This window comes from Streptomyces sp. NPDC090022 (assembly GCF_044748145.1).
Classification (GTDB): Bacteria; Actinomycetota; Actinomycetes; order Streptomycetales; family Streptomycetaceae; genus Streptomyces.
Genome location: NZ_JBIVFN010000027.1, coordinates 25,033 through 44,261 on the forward strand (window position 1 = coordinate 25,033; position 19,229 = coordinate 44,261).

Sequence of the window (19,229 nt, forward strand, 5' to 3'; positions counted from 1 at the left end):
GCAACGGATCGCGGCGTCCCGTTCGGCCGGAACACCGGAACGGCTCTGGAGCCATCCGTTCCGGGGTGTCCGAGGAGGACACCACCCGCTTCACCCCTTACACCACGACCGTTCGAAAGGACACATCCCATGCGCAATGGCACAGCCAAGTCCTTGACCGTGGTGGCCGCTTCGGCGGCCGCCCTGCTCCTGGCCGGGGCTCCGGCGTCGGCGGCCCCGGTACCGTGGTCGGCCTCGCACGGAACCGCCACCGCCGACGGCACCCGCTGGCTCGAGAACAGCTCGACGCTGGTGGTCAAGGGCGAGCTGCGCAACACCGGGCCCGGCTGCTATTCGCTGTGGTCCGTGACCATCAGGGACTTCGCCCCGGGTCCGGTCAGCAACCTGGCCACCGTGTGCGGACCGGGCAGCAAGCAGGTCGAGGCCAAGATCGCCTATGCGATCACCACCAGCAGCTACCTGCAGATCTGCCAGGACGACAACCGGAAGAACTGCGGCCAGCAGGTCAGCGTGACCAGCTGGCCCATCCAGCGCGGCTGACGCCACGACTCCGTGTGAGGACGGACTGGAGCCGGCCGGCGTGGTCGGCCGGCTCCAGCGTAAGAACGTCGCGATGCCGCACGTACCGCCCACTCTGCGCACAGCGCATCCCAGTGGCGTGTCCAGGGTGCCTCACCCAGGCCCCTGACCTGTGGTTTCGTTGACCTGCGGTGTGGTGAGAGAGTCGGCGCATCCCCCGTGAGAGCTACACGGGTCGTCCGCCGGCGGGGGATTCGCGGGCGTCGTCAGGTTCCTAGCGTGGTCGGTGGGTCGCCGAGGGTGCGGCCACTGCCAAGGGGAGGCCCTGATGAACACGACGTCCGCCGCGCGCCATGACGCGGCTCCCGACCTCGGGCCGGGCGATGCGGACACGAGCGGCGGCCGGTTCGGCCGGTTCGGCCGGTTCGGCCGGTTCGGCCGGATCGCCGGGCATCCGCTGGGCTGGTCGCTGACGGGCCTGCTGGGCATCGGTCTGGTCGGGGGAGTGACCGCGACCGGGCCCGGCCCGGTGCCGTTGCTGGGCGCGGTGGCCGCGGTGGCGGTGTACTGGGCGGTGATGCGCCGCGTCGCACGACGGGACGTGCCGGAGATCGCCCGGCGGGGGGCCGGCCGGGAGGCTCTGCTCGGCGGCGGGATCGGGGCCGGTTTCGTGCTCCTGTCCGCCCTCGTCATCACGGTGTTCGGAGGCTGTTCGTTCTCCTGGGCCGGCCACGGTTTCGTGCCGGTCGTCGCGTCCGCGGCCACGCTGGCGGCGGGCGCGGCCGTTACGGAGGAGCTGATGTTCCGGGGACTCGCCCTCCAGGCGCTGGAGCAGCGCTGGGGCAGCCGGGCCGCCCTCGTGGTCACCGCGCTGTTCTTCGGCGGGGCGCACCTGGCCAGTCCCGGGGCCACCGCGTGGAGCGCGCTGGCGCTCGCCGTGGAAGCCGGTGGACTGCTGGGGGCCGCGTTCCTGTGGCGGCGCAGCATCTGGTTCGCGGTGGGTCTGCACTTCGCCTGGAACACCACGTTGCAGCTGCTCGGCATCCCGGTCTCCGGTCATGCCGGCAACGGGCTGCTCGCCGCCGAGGTGACCGGGCCCGCCGTGCTGACCGGCGGTGAATTCGGCCTGGAGGCATCGGTCGTGCCGGTCGTCATCGGCCTGCTGATCGCCGTCCGGATGCTCGTCCTGGCCCACCGGCGTGGCAATCTCGCCCCTGGGCGGCGCGCCCGCCGTTGAACAGGTTGAACAGACGGCCGTACGGAACCTGCCCGCCTGCCGGCCGACCGGAGGAACGAGAAGAGATGACGGCTCCCGGGGAACGTCGGAGGACTGCGCTGCTGCGGGTGCCGCGTACCTGGTGGGAAGGGCGGGCGGCCCCCGTGAAGGACTGTGCCCTCGCGGTGGTCCTCACCCTGCTGGCGTTCGTGCCGACGCTGTCGAACCTGGGGGCGCAGATCGGTGACCTGCAGGTTCGTCACGCGGGAGCGGTGAGCGTGGGGCTGACCCTGGCGCAGACCCTGCCGTTGGCGGTGCGACGCCGGTATCCCGCGGTCTGCCTGGTGGTGGTCGGTGCCGCGTTCGCGGTGCATCAGGCGCTGGGCTCTCCGACGACGTTCGCGAGCGTGGGACTGTACCTGGCGCTGTACGCCGCCGGGGCGTACCAGGTCCGCTCGCGCCGCGCGCTGGCGGCCGTGGCGAGTGTGGGATACGCGGTGCTGGCGGTCGTCCTGCACGACCTGGGGTCGCCGCAAGGGCTCGCGGACTACCTGGCGTTCTACGCGAGCCTGGTCGTGGTGTGGCTGGCCGGGAGCGTCGTGCGCAGGTGGCGGGCGGAGGAGGCCGAACGGCGGCGCCTGGCCGCCGAGATGGCCCAGGCCGCCGAGCGGGCGCGCATCGCGCGGGAGCTGCACGACGTGGTGACCCACCATGTGACGGCCATGGTGGTCCAGGCCGACGCGGCGCAGTTCCTCATCGGCTCCGCTCCCGAACGCGCGGAGGAGGGGCTGGCCGCCGTCAGCAGCACCGGACGGCGGGCGCTGACGGAACTGCGGTACCTGCTCGGCGTACTGGAGGCGACCGGTGAGACGGCACCCGCCGACCCGGCGCCGGCGGATCGTGCGCCCACGCCCGGAGCGTGCCGACGCCGCGCGCAACCGGGAGGCCGTGCTGGCTGCCGCCGACGCACTGTTCGCGGCCAGCAGCAGCCCCCAGAGCGTGTCGATGGACGACATCGCCGCGGCCGCGGGCCTGGGCAAGGGCACGCTCTTCCGCCGCTTCGGTGACCGGGCCGGCCTGATCGGCGCCGTGATCGCCTCCCGTATGGAACCCCTCCAGCACGCCGTACGGGAAGCGGCGCAGGCCCCCGGGTCCTCGCCGCGGCAGCGGGTACGGGACCTCCTCGACGCCGCACTCCACTTCAAGATCGAGAACCGGAACCTGATGGCGGCCGCGGAGGACGCCGGGCTCAGCAGCCCCTACCGCGCCGAGCACTACGGCTGGTGGCACGAGATCCTGCGCGCAGAGCTGGACCAGGTGCCCGGCGTCCACGACCCCGCCTTCACCGCTCACGCACTGCTGGCCACCATCCGGGCTGACCTCGTCGCCCACCTGATCGACGATCAGAAGATGACACCCGACGGCCTGCGATCCGCCCTCGCGGCCCATGTCGACAACGTCCTCGGCGCCCGCCCCGAACACCCCTGACGCACCGGACGCGCCGCCCGTCTACAGACCGAACAGCGCGGTCAGAGTGCTGCTCGCGAGGTCTTCCGGTGGTTCGTCCATGCCGAAGCGACTGCGCCTCCCGGTCACTGGCGTGGCTGCCCAACCTGGTCGTCGCCGAGCTCATGATCCGCCGCCGTTGCCTGCGGGCGCTGCACATTACGACGCCTCCCGCGACCCGCCTCCGCGAACCGTCCGCCGGGGCTTCGGACCCACCACCACGCCGACCACAGCGGCTCCGCCCTCGCCCTGCGCGAGGCCACCGGGGCACCCATAGCCATCCACCGGGACGACGCCGATCAGCTCCGGCGCGGCGGACGCGTCGACCTGCAGCCCACCAGCCTGGTGCCCCGGCTCATGAAGGTCATGCTGGCCAAGGCCGAAATCCCGGCCGTCGAACCACCGTCTACGTCGGGCACGGCGGTCACCTCACCGCCGAGTCCGTCGCAGCACTCAAGTCCTCCTGAGACCAGCAAGGACGGCTCGTCATCAGTGCGCCCAGGGCAGCCGGACCGCCTCGATCTCGGAGTCGTTCAGCAGGGCGTCGATGAGTGCCGGGGGACCGGCGACCTTGGTGGCCCACAGGTCGTAGTCGGTGCACAGGACCCATGAGCGGTCTTCGGCCCACAGATTCGACGGGCTGTAGTCGGCCGCCTGGAACTGGTCATAGAGGAACGCGGCGTCGCCGAGCCGCCCCGCACGCACGTGGAGGTTGTCGAAGTCGATGTCCGGGAGCATCAGCGGGTTGTAGTAGGCCAGGCAACGGGTGTCCGGCCCCGCGGTGCTGCACCGGGTGAGGACGGCGATCAGCCGGTTCCAGGTCTCACGGTCCAGACTCCCCTCGGTCGGCGGCATCATCCCCAGCGGCCAGCTGCCCTCCTTCCTGGCCGATGGAAAGCAACGGTAGGAGGGCATCAGCCCGTCCGGCACGGCCGGGTCGCCGGTCCGCCGGGCGAGCTCGGCCCAGCGCAGCCGCCGCCAGCCGGGACCCGGGTGCCGGGCCCGGCCCAGACCTCCTCCCGTGGCGACGCCCACGGCGTCGAGGCCGAGATCCGCGGCGAACGGGGGCCGGATGCTCCCCTCTGCCAGACGCGCCCGGTGGTACTCGTGGTACGACACATCGGTCGGTCCCTGCTCATGCTCGTACATGGCGTTGAGCACCCACACCGCGTCGGGCATCGCCGGAGGCATGAAGCCGGTCACGCCGTCGCCGCACAGCTCCAGAAGCCAGTCGGTGGCTCCGGACGGCACGGACGGCCACAGGCTTGACATCACGTTCGATTCCCCGGGCATGCGTTCATGGTCGGTCTCGGTGGAGTCGCCGTTCACCGGCGGGTGACGCTCGTCGTGATCAGGCGGAGCAGGTGTTTGGCGGTGGCGTCCTGCTCCGGGGTCAGGTTCATGGCGTCACCGATGGCGGGCGGGACGGCGCGGGCCTTGTTCCGGAGCGCCGCGCCCGCTTCGGTGAGGCGGACCGCGACCGAGCGCTCGTCGTCCGCGCGCCGCTCGCGCAGGACGAGACCGTTCGCCTCGAGGCGCTTGAGCAGCGGGGAGAGCGTGCTGGACTCCAGCTGAAGCGCGGTGCCCAGCTCCCGCACGGAGAGGGGGTCCCGCTCCCAGAGGGCGAGCATCACCAGGTACTGCGGGTAGGTCAGTCCGAGCGCGTCCAGCAGGGGCCGGTAGCGCGCCGTGACCGCGCGGGAGGCGGCGTAGAGGGCGAAGCAGAGCTGGTCCTCCAGCCGGAGCGATCCCTCTTCCGGGTTTTCGATCGCCGTGTCCTCCATACGTCACATGCCTCCGCTTCCTCCACCGCCACGGGTGCCCGGAACTCCAGGGCTTCCGATCCTACCGCCCAAAGCGTGCGCGACCATAGCGTGCTCGATTAAGTTGTGCGCGACTTAATCGTGTTCTATGTTTCTGCCGTGCCCACCGGACGGCGGGCACGGCGGCAGCCGACGGCTGCCTGCCTTCGACGCCCTGCGCCCTGCGCCCTGGAGAGCCCCACATGACCGAGACAAGTGCCCGCCCCGTCCTCGAGCCTGCTGCCGCCGCGCTCGCCGAGGCGACGGCGAAGCCGCCGTTCCTGTTCCAGATTCCGCCGGCCGAGGGCCGTCAGGCCGTGGACGAGGTCCAGTCCGGTGAGATCACCGGACTCGAGGTGGACGAGGAGTGGGTGAGCGTCCCCGGCGGCCCCACCGGCGAGGCCAGGACGCGGATCGTCCGTCCGGCGGGGGCGTCCGGCCCGCTGCCGGTGATCCTCTACATCCACGGCGCCGGCTGGGTGTTCGGCAACGCCCACACCCATGACCGCCTCGTCCGCGAACTCGCGATCGGAACCGGCGCCGCCGTCGTGTTCCCGGAGTACGACCTCTCGCCCGAGCACCGCTACCCCGTGGCGATCGAGCAGAACTGGACCGTCGCGCGGTGGGTCGTCACCGACGGCGCCGCGCACGGCCTGGACGCCACCCGGATCGCCGTCGCGGGTGACTCGGTCGGCGGGAACATGAGCATCGCCCTGACCCTGATGGCGAAGGAGCGCGGCGGCCTGGACCTGCGCCAGCAGGTCCTCTTCTACCCGGTCACCGACGCCGCGTTCGAGACCGGCTCCTACCATCAGTTCGCCGAGGGCTACTTCCTGCGCCGCGACGGCATGCAGTGGTTCTGGGACCAGTACACCACCGACACCGCCGAGCGGGCCCAGATCACCGCCTCACCCCTGCGCGCCACCACCGAGCAGCTCACCGGCCTGCCGCCGGCCCTGATCATCACCGCGGAGGCCGACGTCCTGCGCGACGAGGGCGAGGCGTACGCGAACAAGCTGCGCGCCGCCGGCGTCCCGGTCACCGCCGTCCGCTACCAGGGCATCATCCACGACTTCGTCATGCTCAACGCCCTGCGCGAAACCCACGCCGCCGAAGCCGCCATCAGCCAGGCCGTCACCACCCTGCGCACTGCACTCGGCACCGCCTGAGCAGCCGGATCGCCGCGGCCCGCCACGACCGCACGGTGATGCGCCGACGCCCCTGCCGGTTCGACGATCGTCACGCGTGTCGGCGACGTGTCGGACGAGTCCTCGATCACCGCACTGATCGCGAGCGTGGCCGAGGAGTACGGACGGCTGGACGTGCTGGTCAACAACGCGGGCACCGGCGTAGCCGGAACCGTCGAGCACACCGACACCCGCGCCTGGCGCCACGTCTTCGCCGTGGACGTCGACGGCGTCTTCTTCGCCTCCCGGGCCGCGCTGCCTCATCTGCGGCGCGTCGGAGGCTGCATCGTCAACGTCGGCTCGGTCTCCGGGCTCGGCGCGGACTGGGGCCTGGCGGCCTACAACGCCGCCAAGGGGGCGCTGGTCAACCTCACCAACGCCGTGGCACTCGACCACGGCCACGAGGGCGTACGCGTCAACGCCGTACACCCAGCCTCACCCGCACCCCGGTGGCCGCGCCCATCGTCGACAACGAGGACGTGCACTCAGCGCCTCCAACGGCCAACCACGCATGTTCTGAACGACTGCCACAGCGGACCTTCCCGGTTCTCAGGGGAGGGGGGCCGGGAGGGCCGGCGTGGCGTGTGACCAGGTCGCGTCGAACTGGCGAAGGGCAGCGGTGTACAGGATGCCGGGCGCCCGGGCGTACAGACATGGAGAGTTCCTGCCGTGCGCGGAGGCGCTGTAGAAGGTGAGGTAGGCGGCACGGTCCGTCGCGATCACCCGGCAGTTGTTGGGCAGGTTGAAGGTGCGCAGTTCGATGCCGTCCCTCGCCTGCGTCACCCGGGCCAGGTAGTCGATGTTCGTCCGGACCTGGTTTCTGAGCAGGTCCTGTGTGAAGCCCGGATCGAACCGGGACACCTCCTGAGAGCGCCGGTCGAGCCACGAGGCCTCTTGGGGATCGGGGTCGGGCAACAGGATCTGGACGGACTGCGGGGACGGCTCCGCCGACCACACGGGTGAGAAGACCTCGCGCGTGAGCACGTTTCCACGGCCTGCCAGGACTTTGACCCAGCGGGCTCGGCGCAGGTCGCGCGCGATGTCCTGTTCGGCGGAGGACTGGTGACGGTAGACACGCCCGAGCCCGGTTCCCGTGTAGCGGGAGCAGGCGGCGACCAGCCACCACAGGGGACGGGCCCCGCGCAGCAGGCCGAGGACGAGGAGGATCGCGCTGGCTGCCAGAGAGCCGAGGATCCCCAACAGAAAATCGGTCATGTGGAGCCCTCTTCCGGTGTCGGGTCGCGTTCGGCCGGGTGGGGGTCGCGTCAGCAGAGGAAGGGCAGCAGGAGCCGCAGAACGTGGGCGGCGTTGCGGGCCGCGAGTTCGTGGTGTGCGTGTCCCTTTGCCGCGTCGGCGTTGTCGGACACCCCTCGGATGACGATCCAGCCGGGGTTGGACTCGTCGTGGACGGAATTCTCCTGCCAGTACTGACTCAGGCCGCCCGCTTCCATGTCCACCGCCAATACCTTCTCGTTGTAATGCGTGAGGTAGTGGCGGATGTCGCTGTCGCGGTCGGCGACGACCGCTTCACCGGATCCGATCGGACCTGGATACACCTCGTATTCCTGTGAGGATTGCGAGGCGAGCTGACCGTGGATGCGGGCGGGGGTGCCGTGCTCGGTGAAGAAGGCGTTCATGGCGTGCACCACATGGGCCGGGGCCTGCCGGTGTTCGCCGCGCCTGCGGACGTCACCGAGTGGATTGATCTTGCGGTTCTCGTAGTAGACGACTTCGGTCGAGACGATGACGTTCCCGATACGGGCGTGCTCATCGTGAATACCGCCTCCCACGCCGACGAGAGCCCATAACCGGGGCGCGTAGTGGCGTCGCAGATTCTCCAGAGCGGCCATTGTCGACCGCTGGCCCTGGCTCTGCGTCTGGGTGGCGACGATGCGGACGGTCGATTCCGCAGTGGAGTGTTCTCCGCGATAGAAGTAGAGACCGCCGGGCTTCCTGTGCCGTTCGAGTTTCAACTCGTCGCACACTGCGCGCAGTTCCTCGCTGAGGATGGTGACGATCCCGATGTCCCACGTCTCCGGATGCGTCGGGACCACGGGGTCGGCGACTGGTGCGCCGATTCGTTCTGCGGGAGGCGCCGCGATGACGCGGGCGTGGTCGCCCACGGCGTTGTTGCTGATGGTGTTGCCGTTCCCGTGGGAGCTGATGCCTCGGTTGACAGTCATGGTTTTCCTCCGTCGCTCGGGTTGTCGGTCCCCGCGGCAGGCTGCGCCGGGGCGCCGACTTGGGCCGCATCGCCTACGGCGTTGTTGCTGATGGTGTTGTTGTCGCCGAAGTTGAAGATCCCACTGTTAATGATCTTCAGTGCTCGATTGTTGAACTCCGACGCGTCCACGTCCTTGGTCAGAAGGAAGTCGCCGGCCGCCCGGAGCAGGCGTTGTTCGATCGTCTTCATCCGGCCCAGGATGTCGGTCTTCTCCAATTGCACCTTGGACCACTCCTGGCCCGCGTGCTCCCGAATGCTCACGCGACTGCCGATGAGGACGTTGCGTATCGGCGTGGAGGTGAGATCCGGAGGGAGGGCGGCGGCCTTGATCAGGGCGCGGAGGTACCAGATGATCCGCCACGCGTGCTGGACTTGCCGCGGAAGCGTGGTCAGTTCACGGAAGGCGGCCCATATGACCGCGATGAGGCCGTGCTGGCCGAACTCGGCCGTCCGTTGGAAGGACCTCGGTGTGTGTGCGAGCACGCATGCCGCAGTGGAGATGATGAGGGTCCGTCCTCGTACGCTGACGTGGAGCAGGACGGTCGCGACGTACTCCGCGCCCTCCAGCGGTGTCGTGACCTCGAGGAAATGATGCCCTCTCGATCCTGGCGTGTTGATGATCTCCCGCAGATCCACGTCGGTGAGTTTCCGGGGGAGGAGCGAGCGATCAGCCGCCACGTCCGTCTCGGACACGTAGACGCGGTCCCTGACGTGGGTGGGGAGGCGGACATCGTGGCTGTCGGTGTTCAGCAGGCGGACCGCGTCGCGCAGGTGCTCGACGAGTTCGTGGGCCTGGAACGGCGGTACCGGGTGCTCCCGTTCGTGCAGTGGGGCGTCATCGTCCTCGACGGGGCGCAGGAGCTGGACGCTCATGGGCGGGTTCCACTGGTAGACGATCTCTCCGGCACCGATGAAGGGCGACTCCTTTCCGAAGAGGGTGAACACGGTCAGGTCATCGTCCGCGGCTCCCCTGTCCTGGCTGTGGCGGGGGCGGCGGTACACGGTGTGCACGTCCCTCTGCTGAACGTCCGCCACCCGCTGCCGGGGAGACAGGCGACCGGGGCGCAGGGTCGGTGCCCGCAGGATTCGGTTGAGCTGTAACTGGCGCATCGCTCCGACGGCAAGGCATATGAGTGCGATGCTCGCCCCGACACGAAGGGCTGTGGTGGCGTGCTGGGGGTGGACGAGTCCGACGGCGAGGCCGGTCGTCGCCAGACCGAGTGCGATGCCTCCGATGCGTCGAAGTGCCTGTGACTTCTCCGTCTTCCTCCGGGGGAGGATCCGCTGGAGAAGGCGCCGATGGCGGTACTGCTGTTCCTTGGTGCGGCGTCCGGGCCTTCGGTCGGTGCGCGGCTCGCGGCCGCCGCGGAGTACGAGCAAGGTCAGGCGGAGCAGCCACAGGAGGGCGAGGCCGCATCCCACGACGATGCTCGCGGGCAGGGCACCTGCGCACGCCGGCGCGATGACGGATCCCAGCAGGGCGACGCGCAGAACGGCCGTGAGGGCGGCGGCTCGCCACGCATGGCGCATGACGGGGACGATGTCGAAGCCGTAGGACGGGGCCACCCTGCGGTGCGGCGCCGTGCAGACCTTGTCGATCACGAGGTCACGGAAGTGTTCGTCCACATAAGCGCCCGCGCATAAGTGGCGTGTAGCGGCCGTGAGTTCGGCGCCGAAGTCCTTTGCGGGTGGTACGGGGGGAGCCGCCATGCCCTGCCCTCGCCTCCTGGGGTTAAGGTCTGTGCGACCATAAGTGGCGAGGGTGTTCAAGTCAATGTGACCTTTAGGGGTTCTCGTGGATGACTGGCTGAAAGAGTCCGATGAGGTGGAGGCCTCGTGGGTGACGGTGGACCTGGCGATCTTCACGCTGCGCGATGCCCGCCTGATGGTGCTCCTGATCGACCGCGGCCTGGAGCCCTTCCTCGGCCGGCCTGCGCTCCCCGGCGGATATGTCCAGAAGGGCGAGACCCTGCGGGAAGGGGCGCTGCGCGAGTTGTGGGAGGAAGCCGGCATCGACGGCAGGCTGCTGCACCTGGAACAGCTCGGCGCCTACGGTGATCCCGGACGGGATCCGAGAGGGCGCGTGGTCTCCGTCGCGTACCTGGCCCTGGGGCCCGACCTGCCGGTCCCTGTGGGCGGCACCGATGCGGAACGCGCCTACTGGGCACCTGTGGAGGAGCTCGACCGGGCCGGGACGAGGCTGGCATTCGATCATTCTGAGATCCTCGCCGAGGCTGTGGAGGAGGTCCGTCGCAAGCTCGAATACACCCCGGTCGCCACGGCCTTCTGCGCCCCCGAGTTCACCCTCAGCGAGTTGCGCACGGTCTATGAGGTGGTCTGGGGACAGCCGTTGGATCCGAGCAACTTCCGGCGCAAGGTACTGAAAACCGCAGGATTCGTGGAGGCCACGGGCGAACAGCGGTTGCCCGCGACGGGCCGCCCGGCCGCGCTCTACCGCAGAGGGAACGCATGGGTGCTCAGCCCGCCGCTCCTGCGTGCCGGCGGGCAGTCTGCCTAGTCGATCAGCCGGGGTGCGGCACCGTGCTCACGCGGTGGTTCCGCTCTGCCGGGGGTGGGCGGCCGATTTCGGGAGGTCCGCCTTCGGGGTGTCGGTCAGGGTGGGGTGCGGGCCGTCGGCGGTCATTCTCAGCAGGCCGCGCAGGCAGCGGGCGGCCAGGAGCCAGTTCCTGGGGTTCTTCATGTCCAGGCCGCCGATGAGCTGCCTCAGCATCGTCAGGCTGTCGAAGTAGACCCGCTCGCAGACGAGGTTCTCCTCCGCGTCGAAGATGAAGTACGCGGTCATGCGGACGCGGAAGCGGCTGCCGGTGGGCGGGATCGGACCGAGTGGGCCGAGGTGGGTGCCCAGCAGCCAGAACTCGACGATGACGGCGTCGTCGCTGTGCCGCAGCGCGATGATCTCGTGGTCCTGGTCGGGGAACGCGGTACGCGTCTCGCGGTAGTAGGCGCGGACGGCGGCGGCCCCGTCGTGGACCGTCATGGTGGAGACGAGTTCGTAGTGGGGATGCGGGAACGTCGCGAGCACCTCGTCCCAGTCCTGGCGGACCTCGTCGTGGAAGTGGTCCAGGACCAGCTTCTGCCGTGCCGCGCGGGTGTCCTCGTCGATCACTGCTGCCTCCTTGAGCGGTCAGGGCGAGGGGAGAACGGGTTCGAGTCGCCGTTCGATGCGGCGGAGCATCGCCAGACGGCTGCGGGCCACGCGCAGTTCTCCGGCGCGCGCCGATGTGGCGGGGGAGTGCGGGGCCGAGGCGGCCTCGGCCGCCACCTCTCGCGCGGCCGCGCGCAGCCGGGCGTCCATGGCGTCCAAGGTGAGGAAGACGCCGCGTTCCTCGTACTGCCACCCGTCCCGCGTCGGGTCCTTCTCCTCGACGATCGTGCTGATCCTGGGCAGGGTGTCGTCGAAGTCGGTGACCTGGACGGCGTAGAGGAAGTGCTCGATGGGTTTGCGCGGGCTGCGCTTGCTCAGGGCCATGCCCACGAAACGCCTGCAGGTGCCGACTTTGTCGGCTTCTCTCAGAAGGTCGAAGCCGTGCTCCTCTGATGTCTCCCGGACGGCTGCTTCGAACGGGCTCTCGATCTCGACGGAGAATCCGTGCTCCAGGAGGAGGCGGACGAGCTGGTGGTGCAGGGCGTTGAGGTCGGCCGCCCGGCGCCGGCAGGGATCCGGATCCGCCGGGTGGGGTGGGCCGGGGAGGTCGGGGCGGGCGCCGAGGGTCTCTATCAGCTGTATCAGCCGGCGCTTCTGGCCGAGCTCGACGCGCAGGAACGCGCCGGGTCGCCGGGCGAGGAGATCCTGCGTCCCCTTGGGGAGGCTGGGGACCATGATGCCCGTGGGGTTGGTCTCGATGGCGGCGTAATACAGTTCCGGTCTTCGGCGGGAACCCGGCTCCCACCGGGGCACGTCGACGGTGTGGGTGCGGGTCCCGGGAGGGGGGATCCGGCCCGGGGCCAGAGGCTCCACATGGCCGTCGGGGTGCTGGGCGAAGGTCTTCGCCCGCGAGGCGTTGGCCGGCATATACGCCCACAGGCCGCAGGGCCGGCCGTTGGGTATGTCCGGGTAGCCGGTGAACGTCGAGAGGATGGCGAGCGCTTGCGGCGTCAGGGGCGGAACGAGGGGCACGGCTTCGGACAACCCACTTCCCTTCTCCGCCGTCGGGATGGCACGTGGGTCATTTAGTGCCGCCTCGCGCCCCTGGGGGACAAGGGGTTTGCAGGCCATTCGGGCCGCTGTCCGTACGCCACCGCCCCGGCCGCCGGTGCGCGGTGGACCGTGCGACGGGGACGGCGGCCGCCCCGCCGCGGCGAGCAGGGGGCCCGTCATCAGGGTGGTGATCAGGGTCATCAGGACCATGGCCGTGAACACGCGCGGGTCGAGCAGGCCCAGGGACAGGCCGACGTCGAGGACCACGAGTTCCGTCAGGCCGCGGGCGTTGAGCAGGATGCCGAGGGTGGCCGCCTCGTGCGGCGTGGCGCCGGTGAGGCGGGCCGCGCCGACCGCGCCGGCGAACTTCCCCGCGCACGGCCGGCCAGGCCAGGGCGGCGACGCCGCCCGCGTGCACCAGGGCGACGACCACGGCCAGCACGCACCAGGCGAGCACGTCCTGGAGGGCGGCGCAGGCCAGCGCGAGCGCGCCGATACGGGTGGCGCGCAGCCCGCGGTCGTCGAGGATGCGGGCCAGCACCGGGAAGGCGGTGATCGACATCGCCACGCCCAGGAAGAGCGCGGGCCCGAGCAGGCCGTCCCCCGGCGTTCCGGAGGCGGCCGGCCGTGGGAGGAGCGTCACGGCCAGCCCCACCCCCAGGGCGAACGGCAGCGCGACCGCGGCGAGGGGCACCGCCGTGACCTGCCGGCCGAGGCCGCGCAGGTGGGCGGGGTCCAGGCGCAGGCCCACGCCGAACATGAAGAGCACCAGCCCGAGCTGGGCGAGGACCCGTAAGGACGGCCGGACCTGCTCGGGGAACAGCAGACCGGGAACGTCGCCCGGGAGCTGCCCGAGCAGGCTGGGCCCGAGCACCACGCCCGCGACGATCTCCCCGACCATGGCGGGCTGCCGCAGGCGTACGGCGAGCCGGCCGCAGACGTGGGCCGCGGCAAGGACCAGCGCGAGGGCCAGCGCCAGGGACAGGACCGCGGAGAGGGTCGGGGACAGGGACAGGGACAGGGGCGGGGACAGCGTCAGGGGCAGGGGGGGTGTCGCCCGGCGGGCCGAGGCCGGGGGCGGGGGTGGTGGCCAGGGCGTGGCAGGGGAGGCCCTCGTGCGCGGCGTACGGCGTGGCATGTCTTCATTGGCCCGGCCGGGGCGGGCGGGTGTCCACCCATCGGCCGCGCCTGCGTCACGTCCGGGCCTCGCCGACCCGTTCGATGGCGACCATCGCCGCGTCGTCACCCAGCTGACCGCCCGGCGTGTACTCCAGCAGGTCGGCGCACAGGTGGTGCAGCAGGGCGTCCGGGCCGTCGCCGGGCCAGTCGGCGGCGCGCTCCGGCAAGGGGTAGAACTCGCCGGCCTCGTCCCGGGCCTCGATGACGCCGTCCGTGTACAGCAGGATCACGTCGCCGGGCTCGAAGGAGAAGGCCTGCGGGGTGGCGGCGGTCTCCATGAAGTCGGCCAGGCCCAGCGGCGGCGCCGGCTGGTCCACCTGCAGCGGGACGGCCCGGCCGCCGCGCAGCAGCAGCGGCGGCGGGTGTCCGCAGCTGATCAGGTGCAGGGTCATCTCCTGGTCGGGGATGTCGAGCACGGCCGCGGTGATGAAGCTCTCGCCGGGCGGGTCCGGATCGTCCGCCACGGGTACGCCGTCCAGGTCCGCCGCGACCGCCGCCTCCAGGTGGGCGACCAGCTCCGGCAGGTCGACCTCCTTGTGGGCGGCCGCCCGGAAGGCGCCGAGGACCAGGGCGGCGTCGCCGACCGCCTCCAGCCCCTTGCCGCGCACGTCCCCGACGATCAGCCGGGTGCCGTGCGCGGTGCGCGCTGCGGCGTACAGATCGCCGCCGATCTGCGCCTCCTCCTCGGCCGCGAGGTACACGGAGGCCACGCGCAGCGGGCCGATCCGGTCCCGCAGCGGTCGCAGGACCACCTGCTGCGCGGCCTCGGCCACCGAGCGCAGCTGGGTCAGCTGTTTCTCGTGGACCTCGCGCAGGTGCGCGAAGAGCGTGACGAACACCGAGATCAGGATCAGGGCGATGATCTGGAACGTGTGGTTCAGGTCGGTGAGCGTGGTGCGGACGATCGCCACCACCGACTGGGCCAGCACCGCCACCGCTCCGACGAACCCCGTCATCCAGGGGCCGGCGAAGGAGGCGGTGAGGGCCGGGGCGGCCACGAGGAACGGCCCGAGGTGCACCTCGGGCGGGGCCAGGATGTCGACCACCGTGACGATCGCGATCAGCGCGAAGGGGACCGACAGCAGCACCAGGCGCGACGGACCGGAGCGCCCGTGACTCAGGTACGTCAGCCGTTGATCCATGACTCCTGGATACACCGCCCTTATAGTTCGCGCGCACCGGACGGCCCGGGACCCGCGTGTCGCGCCCTCGCTCCGCGCGGGTCGGACGGGCTCCGGTCCCGTCAGCCGGGCTCCGGTCCCGTCAGCCGGACCCCGCCGTCCCCGTCAGACGGAGATCGCCGTCCCGTCAGCCGACACGGCCGTCCCGCCGGTCGCGGCTGTCAGCGCCGTCAGGTCGGCCAGAACCTCGCAGGCCAGGACCGGGTCGAGGTCGGCGACGCGCCAGGTGTGCTCGCGCCGCGGGAAGTGGTCGCCGGGCAGGGTGTCCAGCCACACCGTCTCCAGGGTCTGGTCGGGGGTCCGGTCCACGGTGCCCACCTGTATGCCCGTCCGCAGCGCGATGACCACGTGGCAGCGCTCGCCCAGCCGTCGCGAGATCCACCGCTCGGTGCCCGCGTCCGCCGGCGCGCCCCGCTCCCAGCCACGCCGGGTCAGCCCCAGCACCGCGCCCACGGGGACGGTGACGCCCTCGAAGCGGGCCAGCCGGTAACTGCCGGACTCCTCGGCCGTCGGGGTGAACACCGGCCGCTCCAGCTGCGGGAACGGCTGCGTGAGCGCCTCGTCCGCGAACCGCGCCGACCACCGGGCCACCGCCGGCGCGCCCAGCAGCAGGGGGTGCGGCAGGGTGATCACCGCGTCGTCGGCCACGGTCACCGGCATGCCGTCGACGTCCGCGTACGAGCCGTCCGGCGCGACCCGGAAGGCGGCGGGCGCGCCACCGGCGGCCGGCGCACCAGCGCCCGCGGGCATGCCACCGGCTACGGGCGTACCACCGGCCGCGGGCTCCGCCCCCGGCCCCACGTGCCACACCAGCCGCCGGGTCAGGTGCCCCACCAGGGGGTGTTCGACGAACAGCCGGCGGAACTCGGCACCCGTCCACGTCCGCCCGCGCACCATCGCCGACTCCAGCCGCCGCACCTGGTCGGAGGCGGTCGCGCGGACCTCCTTCTTCAGCGCGGCGAACCGCTTGCGCCCGTCCTGCGCGAGCCCGGCGTCGTCCTGCGCGCCGGGCGCCGGCAGGTTCTTCAGACGCTTGCCCGCCCCGTCCAGGACGTACGGCGCCAGCTGTGCGTCGAAGCCGACCGTGAAGCACCGCACGCCGTAGTCGATCACCATCGAGCCGGCCGCGTCGAGCCCGAGATCGGGCACCAGCCGGTCCGCCAGCTGCTCGCCGGTCAGCCCGAGACCGGCGGCCACCTCGTCCACCTTCTCCGTCGCCCGCGCCTTGAGGGCCTTGAAACGGACCCGCTGGGCGATCTGGTGCAGGCTCAGCAGCGCCGTGTCGGTGCCGATGGCCGCCAGTGCGTCCAGCCCGTCCACGGCCCGGTGGTGGGCGCCCTCGCCCGGCCAGGCCCGGATCACCGGGGCCAGCCGGCGGGCGGTCCCGTCGTCGCCCAGCAGCCCCAGCGCGTGCACCGCCCAGGCGTCACCCGGCTCCATGCCCGCCAGCCGCCACTCCTCGAACACCTCCCAGGCGAACGCGGCCAGCGACGCCGGCTCGGCCAGCGCGCGGACCGCGGCGAGTCCGGGGTACGGGCTGTCGGAGCGGGACAGCGCCAGCATCATCAGGACGTGCCGCGTCGCCGCCGCCGGCAGCGCGGTCCCGGAGCGCAGGGCGATCTGCGGCAGCACCCGCTCGTCCGCCCACGCGCCGGGCACCGGGAGCTTCGCCGGCAGCGCGGCCTCGAACGGATCGGCGCCCAGCAGCACCTCGATGCCCGCGGCGGCCTCCGGCCCGTACCCGGCGGCGGCCGCGCGGACCACGTCCGCGCCGTGTTCCCGGGCGATCAGCGTCAGGGCCGCCTCGGCGGCCGTGCGGGCGCGGCCGGGGCGGGCGAGGGCGTCGGGCACCAGCAGGGGCGCGGCCGCCGCGCCGTGCCGCAGCAGCCAGGTGCGCGCGGTGCGCCCGGCGGCCTTGAGCCGGACGAGCCAGTCCGCCATCAGACGGGCGACGCGCACGTCCACCAACGGCAGCAGCAGCGGACCCATGCTGCCCGGCATCCGCTCCGCCACGGCCAGGGCCGTGGACAGCGCGACCGGCCCGTGCGCGGCGACGACCGGCCGGAAGGCGTCCATCTCGTGGTGCGTCCGCAGCGGGCCCTCCCACTGCTCCAGCAGCGGACGGACGACCTCCACCGGGCCCCGCGCGAACAGCCGCAGGACGTCGTCCTCGCGCAGCCGGCCCGCGCGCAGCTGCTCGGCGAGCCGGTCCATGTCGGTCTCGGCCCAGGGGTTGGTCCACACCTCGGCCGCCGCCCAGCTCTCCCGCTCGCCCGGCAGCCACCGGACGTGCCCCTCCCCGGGGGCGGCCAGACCGGTCACCACCGGCGGCTCGACGACCTCCCGCTCGCGGGTCCACGGTGGGCTGGTCAGCACGGCGGGCAGGCCGGCGGCATCGGCCTCCGGCAGCCGGCCGTCCTCGCGGGCGAGCGGTCCGACGAGCGCGGCCGCCGTCTCGGGCAGGTCCGCCAGCGCGGCCAGCGTCTGCGCGCGGTGGGCGGCGACATGGCCCACCAGCAGCCGCCGGGTCGCGCCACCGGCCTTCGCGGCCGCCGGGCCGTCCCCGGCCTCCTCCGCGAGCACCGCCTGCGCCAGCAGGCGGAGGGCCCGTACGGGGAACCGGCGCGCCGCCGCCAGCAGGGCCGGCCGTACCTGCTTGCCCTGTACGGCGTCCCGCCCGCCCTCCAGCAGGGCCGCGAACGCCGCGTCGGCGGGCAGCTCGGCCAGGCTCTCGGCGAGCATCCGCACGGCCCCGGCGTCCAGCGGGTACGGCGGGTCGGTCAGCTCGGCCGCCAGCAGGGGCGCCAGCGCGGGCCCGATGCCCTCGGCGACGGTGGCGATCAGCGCCGGGTTCCAGCCGCGGTGGCCGAGGGCGAGGCGCGGCGCCCCGTCCAGCAGGAGGGCGAGCTGCTCGGCGGAGCCGAGCGCGCACAACAGCCGGGCCCGGACGGCGAAGTCGGGGTGGGCCGCGGTGGCGCGGTCCGCGCAGCACTCGGTGACCCAGGCCCGTTCGGTGGGCACGAGGTAGGAGACGGTCACGCGGCGGCGCGGGGTGTGCCGGTGGGCGGCCAGCGCCTCGACCGCCGCCTCGTACGTCGCCCCGTCCGCCACCGCCAGCAGGGCCCGCGCCCGGTCGGCGAGCGGCCGGGGCGCGCCGCCCCAGCCGCCACCGGACTCCGGCTGCCCGTCGACACCCTCGGCGGTGCGGACGGTGCCGCTCTGGGTGTACCGCAGCCGGATCTCGTCGAACTCGACGGCGGCGCGGGCGGCGAAGGGCAGCCCGGAGGTGGCGGCCCAGGCGTCCACGACGAACCCGGCGTCGTCGACGCCGCCGCGGGTCAGCTGGGCGAGGACGGCGGCGCCCACCGGGTCGGGCCGTCCGTCCTGGTGGCGGCGGACCGCCGCCACGAGCTCGGGGTCGCTGTCCGGGGCGCCGAGCATCTCGGCGATCCAGCCGGCGGCGCGGGCCACCAGCGCCTCGGCCTTGGGCACCGCGCGTGGGTCGACCGCGGGCACCGGCCCGTGGGCACCACCGCGGCGCGGGTGGAGGTTCCGCTTCCAGCTGTCCGGCAGCGTGAAGACGTTCTCGGTGGTGTGGTCCTGGGTGTGGTTCTCGGTGTGGTTATGGTCCTGTCGCACGGCCCCCGCGGCCTTTCTCCCGTGTGAATCACCTGTACGCACCGTAGCGGTGGCCACTGACAGTGCCGGGCGGGGCAGGTGTTCAGCGGTCGACCGGCAGGCCCGTCGGTTCCTTGATGCGCTTCATGATGATCTGCGAGTTGACCTCGGTGACCCCGGACAGCGCCGTCAGCTGTTCGATCCACAACCGCTCGTACGCCCGCAGGTCCGCGACCGCGATCCGCAGCAGGCAGCCGGGGCTGCCGAACAGCCGGTACGCCTCGATGACGTCCGGAATGTCCTGGAGTGCCGCCTCGAAGGCCTCCACCGCCTCGCGGTCGCGCCGGACCTCCACCGAGACCAGCACCTCGAAGCCGCGGCCCACCGCCTCGGGGTCGATCACCGCGCGGTAGCCCTGGATCACCCCGTCCTGCTCCAGCTGCCGTACCCGGCGCATGCAGGGGGAGGGGGTCAGCCCCACGCGCGCGGCCAGTTCCTGGTTGCTGAGCCGGCCGTCCTTCTGGAGCTCGCGCAAGATATCGCGATCGATGGCGTCCATGGCGCAATCATCCACCATGGAGATCGGGGGAGTGTGCCTCAGAACGCAAGCACATTGCGCGCGGACCTTCCTATGATTG

Annotated in this window: 17 protein-coding genes and 2 pseudogenes; 8 read left to right on the plus strand and 11 right to left on the minus strand. The window is 72.0% G+C overall.

From position 1 onward, the window contains the following. Nucleotides 1–129: 129 nt before the first annotated feature. From ACIPXB_RS31310 to ACIPXB_RS31330, 5 genes and pseudogenes are all read left to right on the plus strand, one after another. Complete coding sequence (locus ACIPXB_RS31310; RefSeq protein WP_401455323.1) at nucleotides 130–540, plus strand: hypothetical protein; 411 nt, start codon at nucleotides 130–132, stop codon at nucleotides 538–540. 307 nt (nucleotides 541–847) lie between these two features. Further along, nucleotides 848–1,756, plus strand: a complete 909-nt coding sequence (locus ACIPXB_RS31315; RefSeq protein ID WP_401455325.1) for a lysostaphin resistance A-like protein — start codon at nucleotides 848–850, stop codon at nucleotides 1,754–1,756. 65 nt (nucleotides 1,757–1,821) lie between these two features. Next, nucleotides 1,822–2,802: a sensor histidine kinase gene (locus tag ACIPXB_RS31320; RefSeq protein WP_401455326.1), complete on the plus strand. Its 981-nt coding sequence runs from the start codon at nucleotides 1,822–1,824 to the stop codon at nucleotides 2,800–2,802. Continuing rightward, nucleotides 2,741–3,223, plus strand: coding sequence for a TetR/AcrR family transcriptional regulator (locus tag ACIPXB_RS31325; protein ID WP_401455327.1), 483 nt, complete (start codon nucleotides 2,741–2,743; stop codon nucleotides 3,221–3,223). The genes ACIPXB_RS31320 and ACIPXB_RS31325 overlap by 62 nt, the downstream gene beginning before the upstream one ends. A gap of 240 nt (nucleotides 3,224–3,463) precedes the next feature. Beyond that, nucleotides 3,464–3,604, plus strand: a pseudogene (locus ACIPXB_RS31330) (MBL fold metallo-hydrolase); the annotation flags it as partial. Between the two features lie 126 nt (nucleotides 3,605–3,730). Here ACIPXB_RS31330 and ACIPXB_RS31335 read toward each other — a convergent pair. Together ACIPXB_RS31335 and ACIPXB_RS31340 are read right to left on the minus strand one after the other, a co-directional pair. Beyond that, complete coding sequence (locus tag ACIPXB_RS31335) at nucleotides 3,731–4,534, minus strand: hypothetical protein (RefSeq protein ID WP_401455329.1); 804 nt, start codon at nucleotides 4,532–4,534, stop codon at nucleotides 3,731–3,733. Nucleotides 4,535–4,566: 32 nt separating this feature from the next. Next, the gene (locus ACIPXB_RS31340) at nucleotides 4,567–5,025 is read right to left on the minus strand and encodes a MarR family winged helix-turn-helix transcriptional regulator (RefSeq protein WP_401455332.1); all 459 of its coding nucleotides are present in this window, start codon (nucleotides 5,023–5,025) and stop codon (nucleotides 4,567–4,569) included. Nucleotides 5,026–5,246: 221 nt separating this feature from the next. Between ACIPXB_RS31340 and ACIPXB_RS31345 the strand changes: the two genes are divergently transcribed. Continuing rightward, on the plus strand, nucleotides 5,247–6,212 hold the full coding sequence (locus ACIPXB_RS31345; RefSeq protein ID WP_401455333.1) for an alpha/beta hydrolase: 966 nt from the start codon (nucleotides 5,247–5,249) through the stop codon (nucleotides 6,210–6,212). A gap of 87 nt (nucleotides 6,213–6,299) precedes the next feature. Continuing rightward, the gene (locus tag ACIPXB_RS31350; RefSeq protein WP_401455334.1) at nucleotides 6,300–6,818 is read left to right on the plus strand and encodes an SDR family NAD(P)-dependent oxidoreductase; all 519 of its coding nucleotides are present in this window, start codon (nucleotides 6,300–6,302) and stop codon (nucleotides 6,816–6,818) included. On the opposite strand, the gene ACIPXB_RS31355 is transcribed toward ACIPXB_RS31350, so the two are convergent. Genes ACIPXB_RS31355 through ACIPXB_RS31365 form a run of 3 tightly spaced genes read right to left on the minus strand, consistent with a single transcriptional unit; the run spans nucleotide 6,780 to nucleotide 10,224 of the window. Then, entirely contained in the window at nucleotides 6,780–7,445 is a 666-nt protein-coding gene (locus tag ACIPXB_RS31355; protein WP_401455336.1) for a hypothetical protein, read from the minus strand. The genes ACIPXB_RS31350 and ACIPXB_RS31355 overlap by 39 nt on opposite strands. A gap of 50 nt (nucleotides 7,446–7,495) precedes the next feature. Beyond that, a complete protein-coding gene (locus ACIPXB_RS31360) occupies nucleotides 7,496–8,413 on the minus strand; it encodes a hypothetical protein (protein ID WP_401455339.1) in 918 nt (305 codons plus the stop codon). Then, nucleotides 8,410–10,224 (minus strand): hypothetical protein, encoded by a 1,815-nt coding sequence (locus tag ACIPXB_RS31365; RefSeq protein ID WP_401455341.1) that lies wholly within the window; start codon nucleotides 10,222–10,224, stop codon nucleotides 8,410–8,412. The genes ACIPXB_RS31360 and ACIPXB_RS31365 overlap by 4 nt, the downstream gene beginning before the upstream one ends. A 25-nt stretch (nucleotides 10,225–10,249) precedes the next feature. On the opposite strand from ACIPXB_RS31365, the gene ACIPXB_RS31370 reads away from it, so the two are divergent. Further along, nucleotides 10,250–10,972, plus strand: a complete 723-nt coding sequence (locus tag ACIPXB_RS31370; RefSeq protein ID WP_401455343.1) for an NUDIX hydrolase — start codon at nucleotides 10,250–10,252, stop codon at nucleotides 10,970–10,972. A gap of 27 nt (nucleotides 10,973–10,999) precedes the next feature. Here the strand turns inward: ACIPXB_RS31370 and ACIPXB_RS31375 are convergent, their stop codons facing one another. The 6 genes and pseudogenes from ACIPXB_RS31375 to ACIPXB_RS31400 all read right to left on the minus strand — a co-directional run bounded on the left by ACIPXB_RS31375 (nucleotide 11,000) and on the right by ACIPXB_RS31400 (nucleotide 19,150). Further along, on the minus strand, nucleotides 11,000–11,581 hold the full coding sequence (locus ACIPXB_RS31375) for an ester cyclase (RefSeq protein ID WP_401455345.1): 582 nt from the start codon (nucleotides 11,579–11,581) through the stop codon (nucleotides 11,000–11,002). A gap of 18 nt (nucleotides 11,582–11,599) precedes the next feature. Beyond that, complete coding sequence (locus ACIPXB_RS31380; RefSeq protein ID WP_401455438.1) at nucleotides 11,600–12,880, minus strand: hypothetical protein; 1,281 nt, start codon at nucleotides 12,878–12,880, stop codon at nucleotides 11,600–11,602. A 169-nt stretch (nucleotides 12,881–13,049) separates the two neighbouring features. After that, a pseudogene (locus ACIPXB_RS31385) lies at nucleotides 13,050–13,751 on the minus strand (cation:proton antiporter); the annotation flags it as partial. Between the two features lie 55 nt (nucleotides 13,752–13,806). Further along, a complete protein-coding gene (locus ACIPXB_RS31390) occupies nucleotides 13,807–14,934 on the minus strand; it encodes a PP2C family protein-serine/threonine phosphatase (RefSeq protein ID WP_401455347.1) in 1,128 nt (375 codons plus the stop codon). Between the two features lie 144 nt (nucleotides 14,935–15,078). Next, on the minus strand, nucleotides 15,079–18,612 hold the full coding sequence (locus ACIPXB_RS31395; RefSeq protein WP_401455349.1) for a DUF4132 domain-containing protein: 3,534 nt from the start codon (nucleotides 18,610–18,612) through the stop codon (nucleotides 15,079–15,081). A gap of 82 nt (nucleotides 18,613–18,694) precedes the next feature. Next, nucleotides 18,695–19,150 (minus strand): Lrp/AsnC family transcriptional regulator, encoded by a 456-nt coding sequence (locus ACIPXB_RS31400; RefSeq protein ID WP_401455351.1) that lies wholly within the window; start codon nucleotides 19,148–19,150, stop codon nucleotides 18,695–18,697. Nucleotides 19,151–19,229 lie beyond the last annotated feature (79 nt).